Raw genomic sequence first — 17,484 nt, 5'->3', positions numbered from 1 at the left:
GGGGTCGGGGGAGGGGTGGCCAGGTCAGACGCGCTCGCCGGCGCGGGTCTTCGCGGTCGCCTTCCGCTCGGCGAAGAACGACAGCACCGGCACGGTGCCGGCGACCAGCGTGAGCACGGTGCCCTTGAACGTCCAGCGGGCACGGATCGCCAGGTCGACGGTGGCCAGGAAGAAGAGTCCGTACAGGAAACCGTGCGCGGTGCCGAGCACCGCCGACGGCTCCGGGATGCCGGCGAGGTGGTTGAGCGGCACCGCCACGAAGATCAGCAGGATGAGCAGCACGCCCACCACCCAGGCCATGGCCCGGTAGCGCTGCAGCGCCGCTCCGATGCTGCGGTCGTCCCCCCGCCCGGTCGGCGTGGCGGTCCGTTCAGCGGCCATTGCTGCTCCGTTGTCCGAGGGCCCGCTCGTTGAGCTCGGCGAGGTAGGCGTTGTAGGCGGCGAGCTCGGGGTCACCGCTGGTGTCGATGCGCGGGCGCTGGTAGAGCACGACCGCGTTGCCCGGCTGGTCGTCGTCCGGATCGCGGTGGAGCTCGATACGCACCATTCGCACGTAGAACCACAGCCCCATGAAGCCGTACAGCGGCCACTGGAGGGCGTAGCTCCAGTTGACGGCGCCGCCGCCGGCCTCGGCCTTGGAGAGCTGCCAGTAGCCGAGGAAGAAGGTGGCGACGAACAGGGCGACCACGAGCAGGTGCAGGAGCACCCATTTCGGGGTCAGCAGCCGGGAGAACACGGCACCGACTCTAACCGCCACCCAGGCGCGGCCGGTCCGCCCGCACCGGCGCGTCCCGCCGGGCGAGGGCGGCTGATGGGCGGCGGTCGGGTGGGGGGTGAAGCCGCGGACGGGCCGCGGTGGCGGCCGGGGGTGCCGCGCGCCCCGCGGGGAGCGGGCCCGCGACCCGCCGGACCGTCTCCGGTGGTCGGCCGCTGAGGCGGGTCGGCTAGTCTCGGCCCACACTGAGTCCGGCGTGGTTGCACTCTGCCGAGGACCGGTGGAGGGACCCGCTGGAGAGACCGCCCGGACGTCGGGCGGAGGACGAGGAGGCAGCGAGCAGTGGCTCGAGGCAGCAGGCTCGCGCGGCTGGCCGCGCTCGGTCTCCTGGGGGCGCTGACCCTCACCGGATGCGAGCTCGGCGACAGCGCATGGTGGGAGCGCAACTTCATCCGGTGGGGCTGGCCGGAGGGCATCACCGACGAAGCCGAGGCGATGCGGGAGCTGTGGATCGGCTCCACCTGGGCCGCCCTGATCATCGGACTGGTCGTGTGGGCGCTGATCGCCTACACGGTGATCCGCCACCGCAAGAACAGCGACGAGCTGCCACGCCAGACGGCGTACAACCTGCCGCTGGAGATCGTCTACACGATCTTCCCCTTCCTGGTCATCGCGGGCCTCTTCTTCTTCACCATCACCACGCAGAACCGGGTGATGGAGCGCAGCGAGGACCCCGACGAGGTCATCGCCGTCAACGCCTTCAAGTGGAACTGGCAGTTCGTCTACCCCGAGACGGCGGGTCCCGACGGCGAGCCGGTCGACACGGTGGGGACGAGCACCGAGATCCCGATCCTCGTCGTGCCGACCGACCGGACCGTCCGGTTCGAGCTGGCCTCCGCCGACGTCATCCACTCCTTCTGGGTGCCGGAGTTCCTCTTCAAGCTCGACGTGATCCCGGGCAACGAGAACGGCCGGGACAACGTCTTCGAGGTGACCGTCCGCGAGGAGGGCGCCTACGTCGGCCGCTGCGCCGAGCTGTGCGGCACCTACCACGCCTACATGAACTTCGAGGTCCGCGCGGTGTCGGGCGACGACTACGACGCCTACCTGGCCGCCCGGGAATCCGGCCTGGGCACCTACGAGGCGCTCGAGGAGATCGGGCAGTCCGGCGTGGCCGGCACCACGACCCCGCTGGACCTGGTGCTGGACAAGACCGAGGAGCAGCTGCAGACCGGTGGCTGAGGTCCTCGCATCCGGTAACCGGACCCCCTACACGTACGAGGAGGCGCGGCCGTGAAGGTCGAGGCGCTGATCTTCAATCTGATCGCGGTGTTCTGCTTCGTGTCCGCGGTCGTCTACGGCTTCTGGGCGCGTGAACCCATCGGCACCACGGCGCTGACGCTCTCGGGTGGGCTCACGCTGCTCATCGGTGGCTTCTTCTGGTTCGTCTCCCGCCGGATCGACGCCCGTCCCGAGGACCGCAAGGACGCCGAGATCGCCGACGGCGCCGGTGAGCTGGGCTTCTTCAGCCCCGCCAGCTACTGGCCCTTCACGCTGGCGCTGTGCGCCGGCCTGATGGGTCTGGGCCTCGCGTTCTGGTACATCTGGCTGATCCTGCTGGCCACCATCGCGCTGCTGCTCGCCGTCGGCGGCCTGTTGTTCGAGTACTACGTGGGTCAGAACGCGCAGCAGAGCTGAGCCCTCTCCCCACCACCAGGGCCCCCTCCACCCGCAGCGGGTGGAGGGGGCCTTCGTCGTCCAGGGGTGCGGTGCGACGGCGCACAGTGGTTCCCCGGTGCCGTTCGGCCAGCTGGACGGCTGGAGCGGCCGCCACGGACGCCTGCCCGGGGATCACCTGCGCCCCGGCCGCCGGGTACCGGGGCCGTCGAGGGTTGCCGAGCCGGGGGGGGGGGGGGCAGCGGGTGTGGTGTGTCCGCGAGGTCGCAGCACCTCCGTGCGGTGGCCCCTCGGAGCGGCGGACGCGTCGCAGCCCCCCCGATCCGGCTCGTCGGCCCGCACCCTCTCGGCCGGGGCCGTGCCAGCTGGCGGCCGTGGGCGTGCTGGGGCCTGGCTGCCGCTAGCGGTGCGCCCGGCCGCCTGCCAGCCGGGCGGTGATCGGCCGAGGCGCCGCCGGACGCCGACGCGTCGACAGGGCGTGGCGGGGCCTGGCCCGGTCCGCTGCACCCGCCCGGCAGCGGAGTACCCCGGAGCGCCCGGTTGGTCGGTGACGGGCTGCGGGGGAGTGGTGGGAAGCCCGATGGCCACGCAGGGCGCGGGTGACCTCGGGTGGTCGTCCCCGCGCCGGCTGCGGGTCGGCAGTCGGCTGCCAGGTCGCGCCCCTGCCGGTCAGCAGATGCAGTAGGGCCCCGGTGGAGATTCCACCGGGGCCCTACTGTCAGACGCTGATCAGTCGCGCGGGTCCTGCGGGCGGCCGCCGTCGGACGGGCGCCCACCCTCGGACGGGCGTCCCGAGGTCGTCAGCTCCCGGTCCGACTCGCTGGCCGAGAGCCCGCGGCCTTCGCCGCGCTGCTCGATCTCGACCGCCGTCGGTTCCTCCACGGGGGAGAAGAAACCGCGGATCGCGCGCCGTGCCGCACCGACCTGGTTCATCTTCTTCGGTACCGGAGCACCGCCGTAGGCGAGCTGCCCGTGGCCGTGGTGGTCCACCGGGCCGATCGGCTGGTGCACCTCGATGAACTCGCCGTGCGGCAGCCGCCGGATGACACCGGTCTCGATGCCGTGCTCGAGCACCTCGCGGTCGTGCTGCTGCAGACCCAGGCAGATGCGGTAGGTGATCACGTAGACGATCGGGGGCAGGAGGACCAGGCCGATCCGGCCCGCCCATGTCATCGCGTTGAGGCTGATGTCGAACTTGTCGGCGATCACGTCGTTCCCGCCCGACAGCAGAAGGATCACGTAGAACGCGATCGACATCATGCCCAGCGACGTCCGCACGGGCACGTCGCGGGGCCGCTGGAGCAGGTGGTGCGATGCGGTGTCACCCGTCAGCTTGCGCTCGATCATCGGGTAGAAGAGCAGCAGCATGAAGATGATGCCGGGCAGAACCGCCGTCGGCCAGAACAGCGCCGGGATCGTGTAGTCACCCGGCAGGTTCAGGTCCCATGCGGGGAACAGTCGGCTGGAGCCGTCCAGCCACATGATGTACCAGTCGGGCTGCGACGCGGCCGAGACCTGCGCCGGGTTGTACGGGCCCCACAGCCAGATCGGGTTGATCTGGGCCAGGCCACCGAGGGCCGCGCAGACCCCGAACACCACGAACAGCAGGCCGGTCGCCTTGCCCGCGAAGGTGGGGAAGAGTCGGTTGCCCACGACGTTGTGCTCGGTTCGCCCCGGTCCGGGGAACTGCGTGTGCTTCTGCTTGACGAGGACCAGCAGGTGCACGGCGATGAGCGCCAGCAGGATCGCCGGGATCAGCAGGACGTGCGCGATGTAGAGCCGGCCGATGATCAGCTCACCGATGTAGTCCCCGCCGAAGACCGCCCAGTGCACCCAGGTGCCCACGACCGGGATGGCCAGGATGATCGCCGACATGATCCGCAGACCGGTGCCGGAGAGCAGGTCGTCGGGCAGGGAGTAGCCCGAGAAGCCCTCGAGCAGCGCCAGGATCAGGATCACGACGCCGATGAGCCAGTTGCTCTCCCGCGGGCGGCGGAAGGCGCCGGTGAAGAAGATGCGCAGCAGGTGCACCACGATCGCCGCCACGAACAGCAGTGCGGCCCAGTGGTGCAGCTGGCGCATGAACAGGCCGCCGCGGACGTCGAAGGACAGGTCGAGGGCGGACGCGTAGGCGATCGACATGTCGAGCCCACGCAGCGGGTCGTAGGACCCGTCGTAGGTGACCTCGGTCATCGAGGCCTGGAAGAAGAAGGTCAGGTACGTGCCCGACAGCAGCAGGATGATGAAGCAGTAGAGCGCGATCTCGCCGAGGAGGAAGGACCAGTGGTCGGGGAAGACCTTGTTGAGGGTCCGCCGGACGGGTCCGGCGACGATCATGCGGTCGTCGAACTCGAGCGCGGCCTTGCCGAGCCGCGTCGTCGGGGCCCCCGGCGCCGTGGCGGTGCGAGCTGCCATCAGATGCGCTCCCGGTTCCAGTACGTGGGGCCGACGGCCTCAGGGTAGTCACTGCGGGCGACGAAGAATCCTTCGTCGTCCACGGTGATGGGCAGTTGCGGCAGTGAGCGGGTGGCCGGGCCGAAGACCGGCTTGGCGCCCTGCGTCACGTCGAACATCGACTGGTGGCAGGGGCACAGGATGCGGCTGGTCTCCTGCTCGTAGAGCGACACCGGGCAGCCGGCGTGCGTGCAGATCTTGGAGTAGGCGACGTAGTCGCCGTAGCCGTAGTCGGCGTGCCCCTCGCGCGGGCGCAGCGACTGGATCTGCTCGGGGCGCAGCCGGATGAGCATGGTGGGCGCATCGGTCTGCCGGTTGCCGCCGGGGACGGCCGGGAAGACCGTCTCCAGCGAGCCGGGTTCCTGGTCGCCGGGCCGGACCGGACTGCCGTCGTAACGGACCAGGCGGACGCCCTCGGCCCAAGCGGTGCGCCCGAGCACGTTCCCGGTGCTCGGGTTGTTGATCAGCCCGCCGAGCGGCGCCAGCAGCATGACGCCGACGCCGGCGCCCATGAAGCCGAGCGACCGGGTGATCAGCTTGCGCCGGGGAAGCCCGCTGTTGTGGTACCCGCCGACCAGCGTGGCGCCGGTCGTGACCCGATCGAAGTGCGAGCCGTCGTGCTTGTCCTGGACGGCGGTCTCGTGGGGGAGCAGCTTCTTGGTGTAGAGGACCAGGCCCACGCCCACCAGCGTCAGGGACAGCCCCATGCACAGGCCCAGGAGCGGGGTGAACAGGGCACTCCAGGTGCTCCCCTCCTCGGCCCAGGACCACTCGGGGAGGAACCAGCCGGAGCCGACGTACACCACGAGGAACAGGAAGGCGAAGACCCCGGCGAGGGCGAACGTCCAGCCGACCTGGCGCACCGCCCGCCGCTCCATGGCGGACCCCGGTTCCGGGCCCGGGTCGACGTGGAGGATCTCCACGCCGTCGTACCGCGCGCCGAGCAGGTCGAGCTCCTCACGGCTCATCGCCGCGAGCTGCTCGGGGGTGTAGTCGTCGTCCGGGCCGCCGTGCAGCGGCCCTTCGGTGTCCGCGCCGCCGGCCGAGCCGGGGCGGGTGTCGCGCGTGCTCACGCCTTGCTCCCCATCCAGAAGATGCCCAACATCAGGGCACTGACGCCGACGACCCAGATGACCACGCCCTCGGCGGCCGGCCCCAGCCGGCCGACGCCCGCGCCGCCCGGGTCGGCCATGTTCGTGATGGTCTGGACGTAGGCGATGATCGAGCGCTTCTCCTCCGGCGACAGCTGGTTGTCCCCGAACACCGGCATGTTCTCCGGGCCGGTCAGCATCGCCGTGTAGATCTCCAGGTCGGTCGCGTCGTGCAGGCTCGGGGCGTACTTCCCCGAGGAGAGGGCGCCGCCCTCGCCGACGAAGTTGTGGCAGGACGCGCAGTTGAGCCGGAACAGCTCACCGCCCAGGGCGAGGTCCCCGTTGCGCAGGTCTCCGGAGGGCAGCGTCGGCCCGCCGCCGTTGGCCTGCACGTAGGCCATCAGCTGGTCGATCTCCTCGTCGGAGAACACCACGGGCTTGTCCGGCGCCTGGGCCTCCTGGCGCACCAGCGGCATGCGCCCGGTGTGCACCTGGAAGTAGACCGAGGCCTCACCGACGCCGATCAGCGACGGGCCGCGGTTGGGCACGCCCTCGAGGTTCGAGCCGTGGCAGGAGATGCAGCTGCGCTCGTACAGCTCGCGCCCGGCCGCCTCGGCCGCCGACTCGGTCTGCGTGCCGGCCGGAGCGGCCTGCGCCGGCGCGAACACCGAGTACAGCGCCCCGGTGAGGATCAGCGAGGCCATCAGGCCGGCGACGTTGGCGAGACGACGGCGGTGCTTGGACCTCCGTCGCGCGCGGGCCCGCTGGTCCGGGCTCGCGGCGTCGGCGAGCGGGGCGTCGGGGTGAGGGTTCGTGGTGGACACCGGTTCCCTATCGGATGAAGTAGATCGTGGCGAACAAGGCGATCCACACCACGTCGACGAAGTGCCAGTAGTACGAGACCACGATGGCGGAGGTCGCCTGGGCGGGCGTGAAACGGCCCATGGTGGACCGGATGAGGACGAACACGAAGGCGATCAGTCCGCCGATGACGTGCAGGCCGTGGAAGCCGGTCGTGAGGTAGAAGACCGAGCCGTAGGTGGACGACGAGATCGTCGTGCCGTGGTGCACCAGCTCGTAGTACTCGTACGCCTGCCCGAGCACGAAGACGAGCCCCAGGGCGAAGGTGATCGTGAACCACCGGCGCAGCCCGTAGACGTTGCCCTCCTCGGCCGCGAACACACCGAACTGGCAGGTGACCGACGAGCTGACCAGGATCAGCGTGATCACGAGCGCGTACGGGACGTTGAGCTCCGTGGGCTCGGGCGGCCAGCCGCTCTCGGCGCCGGCCCGTGCTCGGGCGGTGAAGTACATGGCGAACAGGCCGGCGAAGAACATCAGCTCGCTGGCGAGCCAGATGATCGTGCCGACGCTGACCATGTTCGGTCGGGTCAGGGAGTGCACCCGCGAGGTGTCGAAGGTGCTGCTCGCGACGGGGGCCGTTGTCACGGGGGTCATCATGGCATCGGCAGGACCCCGTCACGACTGCGGGTGGTGACGGCGTGGCGCCAATGTGACCAGCTCGATACCGACTCACCGGCCGGGCCTGCGCAGACGTCTCCGGGCACTAGGCTCGGCGGCGTGAGTGCTGCCGAGAAGCCCGCCGCCCCGGCCACCGTGCTCGTCTACAGCCACCGTCCGGAGGTGCGCGACGCGGTCCGCGCAGCGGTCGGCCGGCGGCCCGCCGCTGACGTGGGTCCGCTGACCTGGCTGGAGTGCGTGACCGGCGACGAGGTGGTCGCCGCGGTCGACGCCGGAGGGATCGACCTGTGCATCCTCGACGGCGAGGCCCAGCCCGCCGGGGGCATGGCCCTCGCCCGGCAGCTGGAGATGGAGGTCGCCGACCGCCCGGCCGTCTGCCTGCTCGTCGCCCGGCAGCCCGACCGCTGGCTGGCGCACTGGTCGCGCGCCGAGGCGACGCTGGCCCTGCCGGTCGACCCGCTGGTGGCGCCCGGGGTGGTGGCCGACCTCCTGCGCGCTCGCGCGGGACGGTCCGTGGCCCGCCGGTGACGTCCTCGTCCGCCCCCACGTGGCCGGGGCTGCTGAACCGCCTGCTCGCCGGTCAGGACCTCACCGCCGAGGACACCCGTTGGGCGATGCGCGAGGTCATGACCGGCGAGGCGACGCCGGCCCAGGTGGCCGGCTTCACCGTGGCGCTCCGGGCCAAGGGCGAGGCGCCGCAGGAGGTCGCGGGGCTGGCCGCCGAGATGCTGGCGCAGGCGACGCCGGTGCAGCTGCCGATGGACTGCGTCGACATCGTCGGCACCGGTGGCGACGGCGCGCACACGGTGAACATCTCCACGATGGCCGCGGTCGTGACGGCCGCCGCCGGCGCGCCGGTGGCCAAGCACGGCAACCGGGCGGCGTCGTCCTCCTCGGGCGCCGCCGACGTGCTGGAGGCGCTCGGGGTGGTCATCGATCTGCCCGCCGACGCCGTGGCCACGTGCGTGCGGGAGGCCGGCATCGGGTTCTTCTTCGCACCGGTCTTCCACCCCGGCATGCGGCACGCCGCCGCCCCGAGGCGGGAGATGGGCATCGGCACCGTCTTCAACTTCCTCGGGCCGCTGACCAACCCGGCGCGCCCGGTGGCGGCTGCGATCGGTTGCGCCAACGCGCGCATGGCCCCCGTCCTCGCCGAGGTGCTCGCCGCCCGGGGGACGCGGGCGCTGGTGTTCCGGGGCGACGACGGACTCGACGAGCTGACCACCGCGGCGACGTCGGCGGTGTGGACGGTCCGGGACGGCGCCGTGTCGGCCGAGCAGGTGGACCCGGCTGCGCTGGGCATCGAGGCGCCCGCCCCGGACGCGCTGCGCGGCGGGGATGCCCGGGACAACGCCGAGGTGTTCCGGCGGCTCGTGGACGGCGACCGCGGAGCGGTGCGCGACGCCGTGCTGCTCAATGCCGCCGCGGCGCTGGTGGCGTTCGACGAACGGCCCGCGCGTTTGCACGACGCCCTGGCCGCGGGGATGGAGCGGGCCGCCGCAGCGATCGACGACGGTCGGGCGGCGGCGCTGCTGGACCGCTGGATCGCCGTCAGCCGGGAGGTCGCCCCGCCCGGCCGCTGAGCGCCGGCCGCTCAGGCTTCGGTGTCGAAGCCGATGGAGAAGGCTGCCTCGAGGTCGTGGCGCGAGTAGGCGCGGAAGGCGATGTGGGTGTCGGTGTCGAGGACTCCCGCGACCTTGTTGATCCGGCCGGCGATGACCTCCGCGACCTGCTCGAACTCGCGGACGCGGACGATGGCGATCAGATCGGCATCGCCGGCGACGGAGTAGACCTCGCTGACCCCGTCGAGCTCGGCGACGGCCTGGGCGACCTCGGCGATCGAGTCGGTGGCGGCGTCGATCATCACGATGGCGGTGATCACGCGGGGGATGCTATCCGCTCCGGCCGGGCGCGGGTGCCCAGCGACCGCCCGTCGGCGAAGGGGTCCTGCGCGTCACGCCCGGACTCCACCCGCGCCAGGAACCCGCTGTAGGCGCCGGTGCCGGGTGCGGGGGAGGCGAGGGTGCCGGTCAGTTGCACCAACCGGGTGCCGGGCTTCTCCAGCCAGCGGAGGACGAGCTCGGTCTCGTCGACCGACGTCGGGTCGTCCGCACCGGGAACGGTCTCCGCGGTCGCGAGCAGGCCCGGCAGCACGCTCCGCACGGTGGTGCCACGCGGCGCGTTCCCGGCCGCGGCGAGGCGCCCCAGCCGGACGACGGACAGCTCCCACCCGCCCTGGCCGTCGGGACGGGCCAGCACGAGCTCGGGCACGGCAGCCAGCGACTCGAGCCGTTGCCGACGGCGGAGGGCCCGGACCAGCACGGCGACCCGGTCGCGCAGCACGGCGGCGTCCTCGTAGCGCTCCTCGGCGGCGAGCCGCTCCACCCGGTCCAGCAGCGGGGCGAGCAGGGGACGGGGGTCGTGGCCCACCGCGGCGGCGAAGACCGCCGCCACGCCGGCGTACTCGGGAACCGACTGGGCGCCGGTGCAGGGGGCGCCGCAACGCCCCATGTCGGCCAGCGCGCAGGCGTTGACCGGCGTGCGGGGGGAGAGCCGGGCGGTGCACTGCCGCAGCGGCAGCACCTCGTGGACGGCGGCCACGGCGGCGTCCGCGGCGCGGCGGTCGGGGAACGGCCCGAGGAACACGCCGGCGTCGGGGCGGACCCGGCGGACCACCGACAGCCGCGGGAAGGGCTCGTCGGTGAGCCGGACCCACAGCGCGCGCTCGGGGAAGCGGGACCGCCTGTTGTACCGCGGCTTGTGGCGGGCGATGAGCCGCAGTTCGCGGACCGCGGCCTCGAGCGCGTGCGCGCACGGGATCGGCTCCACCCGCTGGGCGAGGCCGACCATCTCGGTGATGCGGCTGCGCTGCTCGCCCGAGGTGAAGTAGCTGCGGACCCGGCTGCGGAGGTCGCTGGAGGTGCCCACGTAGAGCGGCTCGTCCCCGGGGCCGCGGAACAGGTAGACGCCGGGGCCGCTGGGGACGGCGTCGGCCAGGTGCCGCTTCCGCCGACGCTCCGGATCGACCTGCCGGGTCAGCCCGGTCAGCTCCTCGAGGGTGGTGACGCCGAGGGGGCCGAGCCGCTCGAAGAGGCCGTGCAGCACGTCCACCGTGGCCCGCGCGTCGTCCAGGGCCCGGTGCGTGGGCGAGGTGGTGGCGGAGAAGTACGGGGCCAGGGTGGCCAGCTTGCAGTTGGGCACCTCGTCCCGGCTGAGCAGCCGCCGGGCGAGGACGGCGGTGTCGACGGACGCCGCCGTGGGCCACACCAGGCCGTTCTCGGCGCACGCCGCCTTGAGGAACCCGAGGTCGAACGGGGCGTTGTGGGCGACCAGGACGGCGCCGCGGGCGAACTCGAGGAAGGTGGGGAGCACGGCGCCGATCCGCGGGGCCGTGGCGACCATCGTCGAGGTGATCCCGGTCAGCACGCTGATGTAGGGCGGGATCTCGTGGCCTGGGTCGACGAGGGTCTGGAACTCGCCGAGCACCTGCCCGCCGCGGACGCGCACGGCCCCGATCTCGGTGATGGCGCTGTCCTTCGGGGACCCGCCGGTGGTCTCCAGGTCCACGACGACGAACGTGACCTGCGCCAGCGGTGTCCCGACCTCCTCGATGGAGACCTGCTGGTAGCGCAGCGGTGCGGGGGAGGGTGCCACGGGGCGGACGCTAGGTCGGGGGGCTGACACTCCGGGGGACGCGCGCCGGGGCCGGCCGCGCACCGGCCCCCTGACCGGGGGGTCCGGGGCTGCCCGCATCGAGTGGGACCTGGTGTTCCGGCCCCGATCGGGACACCATGCCTGCCAGTGGCCGTCGCGTCCGGTGCGACCGGCCCGCAGGCAGAGGTGGTCGGTGATGCCCGCGCGCTCCAGGTGGCGCCCGCCCGCCCGGGCCCGGCGGTGCGCGGTGGCCGCGGTGCTGGTGGCGGGCGCGGCCGTGCTGCTGCCCGCCGGGCCGGTGGCCGCCGCGCCCAGCGACCAGCCGGGTGGCACCTCCGGCGTGCTGGACAGCCGCGACCTGGACCAGCTGCAACGGCGGGCCGCCGAGGTCCAGGAGGACCTCCGCGCGCGCCAGGGGCAGGTCGTCGCCGCACGCGAGGCGCTGGCCGAGGCGCAGCGGTCGGTGGACGAGGCGAGGGCGGTGCTCGAGGACGCCCGGGGCGTGCTGGCCGGGCACCAGCGCGAGGTCGCCGGGTACGCCGTCGCCGTCTACCGGGACGGTGGCGCCCTCACCCCCCTCACGCTCCTGCTCGCCGGTGGGGATCCAGGGGAGGTCCTCGCCGGCATGGGCTTCCTCGACGCCGTCGACGCGCACCTCGCCCACCTCATCGGCATCGCGGAGAGCCACCGGCGCGCCGCCCTGGACCAGCAGCAGCGCGCCCAGGCCGCGCTCGACGCGGCCCAGGGGCGGGCGGACGAGGTGGCCGCGCGGGTGGCCGCGCTGGAGGCGGCCGCCGACGCGGTCACCACGGAGCTGCACGACACGCTCGCCGTCGTCGACCGGCAGCTGGCGGCGCTCCAGGGGGAGCAGGCGTCGGTGAACGAGCAGACGGCGGCCAGCTGGCGGGCCTACGTCGACCAGCTCCGGACCGCCGGCCTCGCGGACGTGCCCGCCGCTGCGCTGCGGGAACCCGAGCGCAGCCTCCCCGACCGCCTGGCTCCGGTGGGCGCCGCCGGGGGCGGCGCGCAGCGCGGGGTGGCCCAGCTGCCCGGGCGGCCGAGTTCGCTCCTGGTGCTGCCCGCCGAGACCCTCGCCGCCGTCAGCGGCGCGATGGAGGCCCTGGGGCAGCCGTACGCGCCGGGGACGGCGGGGCCGGAGTCCTGGGACTGCGGCGCACTGGTCCGGGTGGCCTACGGCCGGGCCGGTGTCCAGCTGCCCGCGACGCAGGAGGAGCTGTTCGCGAGCGCCGTGCCGGTGGACCGCGCCGACGTCCTCCCCGGCGACCTGGTCTTCCTGGGCTCCCCGGAGGCGGGGCTCGGGCACGTGGGCATCGCCCTGGACCCGCGGACCATGCTGACCGCTGACGCGCGGGCCGGCGCGGTCGTGGTGCGCACGCTGCCGGGCGACCAGGTGCTGGCGATCGGCCGCCCGGTCCTCGGCCAGCGGCCCCCTGTCGCCGTCCCGGGGCCGGCCGCGGGGGCGCTGCGGACCGAGTGCGGCAACACCGTCTACCCGCCCAGCTACGACGGAGCCCGCGCATGGGGCGGCTACCCGAACGGCCTCATCCCGCCCAGCGCCATGTGCCCGCTGGGCGTCGGCGGGCACGCGCTGCGCTGCGACGCGGCCGCCGCCTACCGCGCCATGTCGGCGGCCTACGCGACCGCCTTCGGCAGCCCGTTGTGCATCACCGACTCCTACCGGACCTACGCAAGCCAGGTGCGGCTGTACGGGGAGAAGCCGGCCCTGGCCGCGGTGCCCGGCACCAGCAACCACGGCTGGGGTCTGGCGGTGGACCTGTGCGGTGGCGTCGAGACGTTCGGCACCCCGCAGTACGCCTGGATGGCTGCCAACGCCGGCCGGTTCGGCTTCCTGCACCCCACGTGGGCCGATCCGGGCAACGGGCGCGAGGAGCCGTGGCACTGGGAGTTCGCGGGCAGCTGATCCGGCGCGAGCCGTCGGTGGCGCGGCGGAAATGTCGGTGGCCCTTCCTACCGTGCGCAGCAACTCACGGAGGAGAAGAAGCGATGCTCATCGATTGCGACACCTGCACCGCCCGCGGGACCGGCTGCGCCGACTGCGTCGTGACCGTGCTGCTGGGAGCCCCGCCCGGGTGGCAGGGGGGCGACCCGGTCGTCGTGCCGATGACCGGGCGGCCGCGTGGCGGGCCGGCCGCGGCCGCCGAGGACGTCGTCGTGCCACCGCCGGGCGTGGTGGTGGAGTTCGACGAGGTGGAACGCAGCGCCGTGCGCGCGCTGGCCGAGGGGGGCCTGGTTCCCCCGCTGCGGCATCCCGACGGGCACGGCGGGGAGCGGTCCGGACGGCGCACCGGCTGATCGCCGCCGCACCCGCGGCGAGGGCCGGGTGACCACCCGATCGGGTGAATGCCCAGGTGGGCGGCCAGGCGCCCGTCGCACACGTCTCAGCTGTCCCCGTTTGTCACAGGCGCATCACGGTCGTAGGGTTCCCTCCGTTCGGCCGGGTGGTCGTCATCCATCGATGGATGGCCTCGACCGGACACCGCCTAATCACCGCGTGGCGCGCACCACTGCGCCCGAGGTGTACCGGGGACCCACCGCACTCTGGGGTGAGTTCTCCCGCCGCCGGCTCGCCGGTGGGTGGGGGATAGGGCCAGTCTTCCCAGCCCGAACCCGTCAGCTAACTCGGTCGGCGGTCGAAGTGGAAGAAACGGAGAGCCGCCGCACGTGGCGACCCCTCACGCACTACTGACGCACGCCCCCGAACAACTCCACACCGCCGGCCGGCGCAGCTCCGCCAGCGCCCGCCGCTTCGGACCGCTCCGTTCGGGGCTCCTGGTCAGCGCCGTCGCAGCCCTGACCGTCACCGTCCTCCCGGGTACCGCGTCGGCGGTCCCCGGCACCGCCGACGAGATCGCCGCCCAGGTGGCCGAGGCCAGCCACGAGCTGGAGGTCGTCTCCGAGCAGCTGAACGAGGCGCGCGTCGTCCTTGAGGGCCACCAGCGCGACGCGCAGGCCGCGAGCGAGGCGGTCGCGGAGGCGGAGGGCCGGCTCGGCTCCCTCGACGGCCACATGCGCCGGCTGGCCCGCAGCGTCTACACCGGCAGCGGCATGTCGCCGCTCGACGTCCTGCTGACCAGCACCTCGGCCGACCAGCTGGTCGACCAGCTGGGCACCCTCGACGCCATCGCCGGGCACACCAGCGAGGTGCTCACCGAGGTGTCGCGCGCGGCCGAGGACGCGGAGCAGGCCCGCGACGCCGCCGAGGAGGCCGCGGCGGACGCCCGGCGGACGGTGGAGCAGATCGCCGCCCAACAGGAGGAGCTCGAGGCGAAGATCGCCGACTACCAGCGCCGGTACGAGGCGCTCACCGCGCCGCAGCAGGAGCAGGTGGCGCAGGCCCACGGTGGTACCGGCCTCCCGGCGCCCACCGGCGCCGTCATCGCGCCGAGCTCGGCCGCCCAGGTGGCGGTGAACACCGCGCTCGCCCAGATCGGCGACCCGTACGTGTGGGGTGCCGGCGGGCCGAACGCCTTCGACTGCTCGGGGCTGACGTCGTACGCCTACGCCGCGGCGGGTGTGATGCTGCCGCACTCCAGCCGGTCGCAGAGCCAGATGGGCAGGCCCGTCGCGCGCGGCGAGCTGCAGCCTGGCGACCTGCTGTTCTTCTACAGCCCGGTGAGCCACGTGGGCATGTACATCGGCAACGGCCAGATGGTGCACGCCTCCACCTCCGGCCAGCCGGTGAAGGTGGCGAGCGTGGACTCGATGGGGAACTACAACAGCGCCCGTCGCATCGCCGGCTGACGGCTCCGGGAGCATCGCAGCGAGGAACGAGGGCCGGTGATCCCGACAGGGGTCGCCGGCCCTCGCGGTCGCTGGCCGGTCAGGTGACCGAGGGCCCGATCCCGAGGATCTCGGGCAGGCCCGGAGGACGGGAACACGGTGAGGGCGGGCCTCGCGACCGGGTCGAGCAGGATGCCGGCCGCCCAGCACGTCCCCGAACCGGGACGGGCCGCTGCGGTTGGCCCGCCTAGGATCGGCCGGGTGAGCGTTCGCCGGGCCGCCCTGGTGGCCGCGGCCCTGCTGGGGATCGCCGTCGTCGTCGTCATCGTCGTCCGCACCCCGTGGGACGTGGTGCCCGAACCGCCCGGAGGGCACACCGAGCCCGACCCGACCGCCGGCCTGGATCCCGCGGCGATCGAGCGCGCGGAGGCCTTCGCCGCCGCCCTGCGACCCGCGTCGCTGCTCTCCCTCGTCCTCGGGCTGGCGGTCTCGGCCGTGCTGGGGCTCACCCCGCTGGGGGCCCGCCTGATGCGGTCGCTGGGGGCGCGGTGGAGGGACCGCTGGGTCGTGCGGGTGGTGCTGGGGGTGCCGGTCCTGCTCCTCCTGGGCCGCGCCGTGACCCTGCCGATCTCCGCCTACGCGGAGTCCGTGCGCACGCGCTACGGCCTGTCCACCCGCGGCTGGGGGCTCTGGCTGCGCGACGTCGCCGTCTCGTGGGCCATCAGCGCGGCGCTGACAGTGGTCGTGGTGCTGGCCTTCCTGTGGCTGGTCCGTCGCGCGCCGCGCACCTGGTGGGCCTGGGGCGGGGCGGCAGTGGCCGGCTTCGTCGTCGTCGGCTCGTTCCTCTACCCGGTGGTCATCGAGCCGGCGTTCAACTCCTTCGAGCCGCTGCCGGCGGGTGAGCTGCGCAGTGACCTGCTGGCGCTCGCCGAGGAGAACGGCACCCCGGTGCAGGACGTGCTGGTCTCCGACGCCTCCCGGCGGACCACGGCGCTGAACGCCTACGTCTCCGGGTTCGGCTCCACCCGGCGCATCGTGGTCTACGACACCGTCCTCGGCGAGCTGCCCGACGCGGAGATCGAGTCGATCTCGGCGCACGAGCTCGGGCACGTCGCCACCGACGACGTCCTCACCGGCACGCTCATGGGCGCGCTCGGCGCGGGCGCGGCGACCGCCCTGCTCGGCTGGTTGCTGACGTGGACGCCGCTGCTGCGCCGCGCCGGGGCGCCCTCGGCCGGCGACCCCCGCGTGGTCCCCCTGCTGCTGTTCCTCGTCGCCGTGGGCAGCCTGCTGGCCACACCCGTGCAGAACCTGGTGTCGCGCCAGGTCGAGGCCCGCGCGGACCTGCACGCCCTCGACCTCACCCGCGATCCGGAGGCCTTCATCGCCATGCAGCAGCGGCTCGCCACGGCCAACCTCGGCGATCCGGACCCGCCGGCGGCCTGGCACTGGTTCTTCGGCAGCCACCCCACGACCGCGCAGCGCATCGCGATGGCCGAGGACTGGGCGCGCCTGGAGGGGCCGTGAGCCGGACGCTCGTCGTCACCAACGACTTCCCGCCCCGGCAAGGGGGCATCCAGACCTTCGTGGCGGCGCTGCTGGAGCGACGGCCGCCGGACTCGCTGGTCGTGCTGGCGTCGGACGCACCGGGCTCGGCCGAGCACGACCGATCCCTGCCCTATCCGGTGGTGCGCCGGCCGACCGGGATGCTCCTCCCGACGCGGGCGACCGCCCGCGCGGCCGTGGAGCTGGTGGAGCGGTACGGCTGCGACACCGCGTTCTTCGGGGCGGCCGCGCCGCTGGGGCTGCTCGCGCCCGCACTGCGCGCCGCCGGGGTCCGGCACCTGGTCGGCGCCACGCACGGCCACGAGACCGGCTGGGTCGCCCTCCCGGGCAGCCGGCAGGTGATGCAGCGGATCGCCACGGGGCTGGACGTCCTCACCTACATCAGCGAGTACACCCGCGAGCGCCTCGCCCCGCCGCTCGGGGGCCGCACCCGGCTGGCCCAGCTCTCGCCCGGGGTCGACGTCGACCGGTTCGCCCCCGGGGTCGACGGGACGGCGGTGCGTGCCCGCCACGGGCTCGGTGACGCACCGGTGGTCGTCTGCGTCTCCCGGCTGGTCGCCCGCAAGGGGCAGGACGTGCTCGTGGCGGGGTGGCCGCGGGTGCTCGCCCGTCACCCGGGGGCCCGGTTGCTGCTGGTCGGTGGTGGGCCGGACGAGGGCAAGCTGCGTCGTGCGATCGCCGCCCGCGGCCTGCAGGGCTCCGTCGTGCTGACCGGCCCGGTGGACCACGACGAGCTGCCGGCGCACTACGCCGCCGGAGACGTGTTCGCCATGCCCTGCCGCACCCGGCGCGGGGGACTCGACGTCGAGGGCCTCGGCATGGTCTTCCTCGAGGCCGCGGCCTGCGCCCGCCCGGTCGTCGCGGGCACCTCGGGCGGTGCGCCGGAGGCGGTGCGCGACGGCGTCACCGGGCACGTGGTGGACCCGCGGTCACCGGAGGCGGTGGCGACGGCGCTGGTGGGGTTGCTCGACGACCCGGGGCGCGCCCGGGCGATGGGCCTGGCCGGGCGGGCCTGGGTGGAGCAGCGGTGGTCCTGGACCTCGATCGCCGCGACGTTCGACGAGCTCCTCACGAAGCACTGAG

Annotated in this window: 17 protein-coding genes and 1 riboswitch; of the genes, 9 read left to right on the top strand and 8 right to left on the bottom strand. The window is 73.7% G+C overall.

What is annotated here, in order from left to right:
* Nucleotides 1–24 precede the first annotated feature (24 nt).
* Nucleotides 25–381: a DUF3817 domain-containing protein gene (locus tag ACI79Q_RS15965; RefSeq protein WP_456589550.1), complete on the bottom strand. Its 357-nt coding sequence runs from the start codon at nt 379–381 to the stop codon at nt 25–27.
* Nucleotides 371–736 carry a metalloprotease gene (locus tag ACI79Q_RS15960; protein ID WP_456597188.1) on the bottom strand — a complete coding sequence of 122 codons (366 nt, stop codon included), beginning with the start codon at nt 734–736 and terminating at the stop codon, nt 371–373. Before ACI79Q_RS15960 ends, ACI79Q_RS15965 begins: the two co-directional genes overlap by 11 nt.
* Before the next feature lie 321 nt (nt 737–1,057).
* Here ACI79Q_RS15960 and ctaC point away from each other — a divergent pair, with 321 nt between their 5' ends.
* Both ctaC and ACI79Q_RS15950 read left to right on the top strand, forming a co-directional pair.
* Complete coding sequence (gene ctaC, locus ACI79Q_RS15955; RefSeq protein ID WP_456614998.1) at nt 1,058–1,957, top strand: aa3-type cytochrome oxidase subunit II; 900 nt, start codon at nt 1,058–1,060, stop codon at nt 1,955–1,957.
* A 51-nt stretch (nt 1,958–2,008) separates the two neighbouring features.
* Nucleotides 2,009–2,413 (top strand): cytochrome c oxidase subunit 4, encoded by a 405-nt coding sequence (locus ACI79Q_RS15950; protein ID WP_456589547.1) that lies wholly within the window; start codon nt 2,009–2,011, stop codon nt 2,411–2,413.
* 708 nt (nt 2,414–3,121) lie between these two features.
* Here ACI79Q_RS15950 and qcrB read toward each other — a convergent pair.
* From qcrB to ctaE, 4 genes are read right to left on the bottom strand one after another with little or no spacing between them, the layout of a single operon-like run.
* Entirely contained in the window at nt 3,122–4,807 is a 1,686-nt protein-coding gene (gene qcrB, locus ACI79Q_RS15945; protein ID WP_456589546.1) for a cytochrome bc1 complex cytochrome b subunit, read from the bottom strand.
* Complete coding sequence (qcrA, locus tag ACI79Q_RS15940; RefSeq protein ID WP_456589545.1) at nt 4,807–5,919, bottom strand: cytochrome bc1 complex Rieske iron-sulfur subunit; 1,113 nt, start codon at nt 5,917–5,919, stop codon at nt 4,807–4,809. The genes qcrB and qcrA overlap by 1 nt, the downstream gene beginning before the upstream one ends.
* Entirely contained in the window at nt 5,916–6,761 is an 846-nt protein-coding gene (qcrC, locus tag ACI79Q_RS15935) for a cytochrome bc1 complex diheme cytochrome c subunit (protein ID WP_456614997.1), read from the bottom strand. Before qcrC ends, qcrA begins: the two co-directional genes overlap by 4 nt.
* 7 nt (nt 6,762–6,768) lie before the next feature.
* The gene (gene ctaE, locus ACI79Q_RS15930; protein WP_456589543.1) at nt 6,769–7,395 is read right to left on the bottom strand and encodes an aa3-type cytochrome oxidase subunit III; all 627 of its coding nucleotides are present in this window, start codon (nt 7,393–7,395) and stop codon (nt 6,769–6,771) included.
* 123 nt (nt 7,396–7,518) lie between these two features.
* Between ctaE and ACI79Q_RS15925 the strand changes: the two genes are divergently transcribed.
* Together ACI79Q_RS15925 and trpD are read left to right on the top strand one after the other, a co-directional pair.
* A complete protein-coding gene (locus ACI79Q_RS15925) occupies nt 7,519–7,947 on the top strand; it encodes a hypothetical protein (RefSeq protein ID WP_456589542.1) in 429 nt (142 codons plus the stop codon).
* The gene (trpD, locus tag ACI79Q_RS15920; RefSeq protein ID WP_456614996.1) at nt 7,944–9,002 is read left to right on the top strand and encodes an anthranilate phosphoribosyltransferase; all 1,059 of its coding nucleotides are present in this window, start codon (nt 7,944–7,946) and stop codon (nt 9,000–9,002) included. Before ACI79Q_RS15925 ends, trpD begins: the two co-directional genes overlap by 4 nt.
* Nucleotides 9,003–9,013: 11 nt before the next feature.
* Here the strand turns inward: trpD and ACI79Q_RS15915 are convergent, their stop codons facing one another.
* Both ACI79Q_RS15915 and ACI79Q_RS15910 read right to left on the bottom strand, forming a co-directional pair.
* The gene (locus tag ACI79Q_RS15915; RefSeq protein WP_456589540.1) at nt 9,014–9,301 is read right to left on the bottom strand and encodes an Lrp/AsnC family transcriptional regulator; all 288 of its coding nucleotides are present in this window, start codon (nt 9,299–9,301) and stop codon (nt 9,014–9,016) included.
* Nucleotides 9,298–11,073, bottom strand: coding sequence for a DEDD exonuclease domain-containing protein (locus ACI79Q_RS15910; protein WP_456614995.1), 1,776 nt, complete (start codon nt 11,071–11,073; stop codon nt 9,298–9,300). The genes ACI79Q_RS15915 and ACI79Q_RS15910 overlap by 4 nt, the downstream gene beginning before the upstream one ends.
* Nucleotides 11,074–11,269: 196 nt before the next feature.
* Here ACI79Q_RS15910 and ACI79Q_RS15905 point away from each other — a divergent pair, with 196 nt between their 5' ends.
* The 5 genes from ACI79Q_RS15905 to ACI79Q_RS15885 all read left to right on the top strand — a co-directional run bounded on the left by ACI79Q_RS15905 (nt 11,270) and on the right by ACI79Q_RS15885 (nt 17,483).
* The gene (locus ACI79Q_RS15905) at nt 11,270–13,015 is read left to right on the top strand and encodes a D-alanyl-D-alanine carboxypeptidase family protein (protein WP_456614994.1); all 1,746 of its coding nucleotides are present in this window, start codon (nt 11,270–11,272) and stop codon (nt 13,013–13,015) included.
* Between the two features lie 83 nt (nt 13,016–13,098).
* Nucleotides 13,099–13,407: a hypothetical protein gene (locus ACI79Q_RS15900; RefSeq protein WP_456589537.1), complete on the top strand. Its 309-nt coding sequence runs from the start codon at nt 13,099–13,101 to the stop codon at nt 13,405–13,407.
* A gap of 175 nt (nt 13,408–13,582) precedes the next feature.
* A riboswitch (cyclic di-AMP (ydaO/yuaA leader) is annotated at nt 13,583–13,759 on the top strand.
* Between the two features lie 17 nt (nt 13,760–13,776).
* On the top strand, nt 13,777–14,856 hold the full coding sequence (locus ACI79Q_RS15895; RefSeq protein WP_456614993.1) for an NlpC/P60 family protein: 1,080 nt from the start codon (nt 13,777–13,779) through the stop codon (nt 14,854–14,856).
* Nucleotides 14,857–15,096: 240 nt separating this feature from the next.
* Nucleotides 15,097–16,362: a M48 family metallopeptidase gene (locus ACI79Q_RS15890; RefSeq protein WP_456614992.1), complete on the top strand. Its 1,266-nt coding sequence runs from the start codon at nt 15,097–15,099 to the stop codon at nt 16,360–16,362.
* Nucleotides 16,359–17,483, top strand: coding sequence for a glycosyltransferase family 4 protein (locus ACI79Q_RS15885; protein WP_456597199.1), 1,125 nt, complete (start codon nt 16,359–16,361; stop codon nt 17,481–17,483). Before ACI79Q_RS15890 ends, ACI79Q_RS15885 begins: the two co-directional genes overlap by 4 nt.
* The last annotated feature ends 1 nt before the right edge of the window (nt 17,484 follow it).

This window comes from Blastococcus sp. SYSU DS0828 (assembly GCF_054050975.1).
The sequence above is the reverse complement of the archived record's forward strand: the minus strand, read 5'-3'. Positions and strand labels throughout refer to the sequence as shown.

Bases quoted from the DNA above. Each gene is read 5' to 3' on its own strand.
- ACI79Q_RS15965 (WP_456589550.1), bottom strand. From the start codon at position 381: ATGGCCGCTGAACGGACCGCCACGCCGACCGGGCGGGGGGACGACCGC.
- qcrB (WP_456589546.1), bottom strand. From the start codon at position 4,807: ATGGCAGCTCGCACCGCCACGGCGCCGGGGGCCCCGACGACGCGGCTC.
- ctaE (WP_456589543.1), bottom strand. From the start codon at position 7,395: ATGACCCCCGTGACAACGGCCCCCGTCGCGAGCAGCACCTTCGACACC.
- ACI79Q_RS15905 (WP_456614994.1), top strand. From the start codon at position 11,270: ATGCCCGCGCGCTCCAGGTGGCGCCCGCCCGCCCGGGCCCGGCGGTGC.
- ACI79Q_RS15900 (WP_456589537.1), top strand. From the start codon at position 13,099: ATGCTCATCGATTGCGACACCTGCACCGCCCGCGGGACCGGCTGCGCC.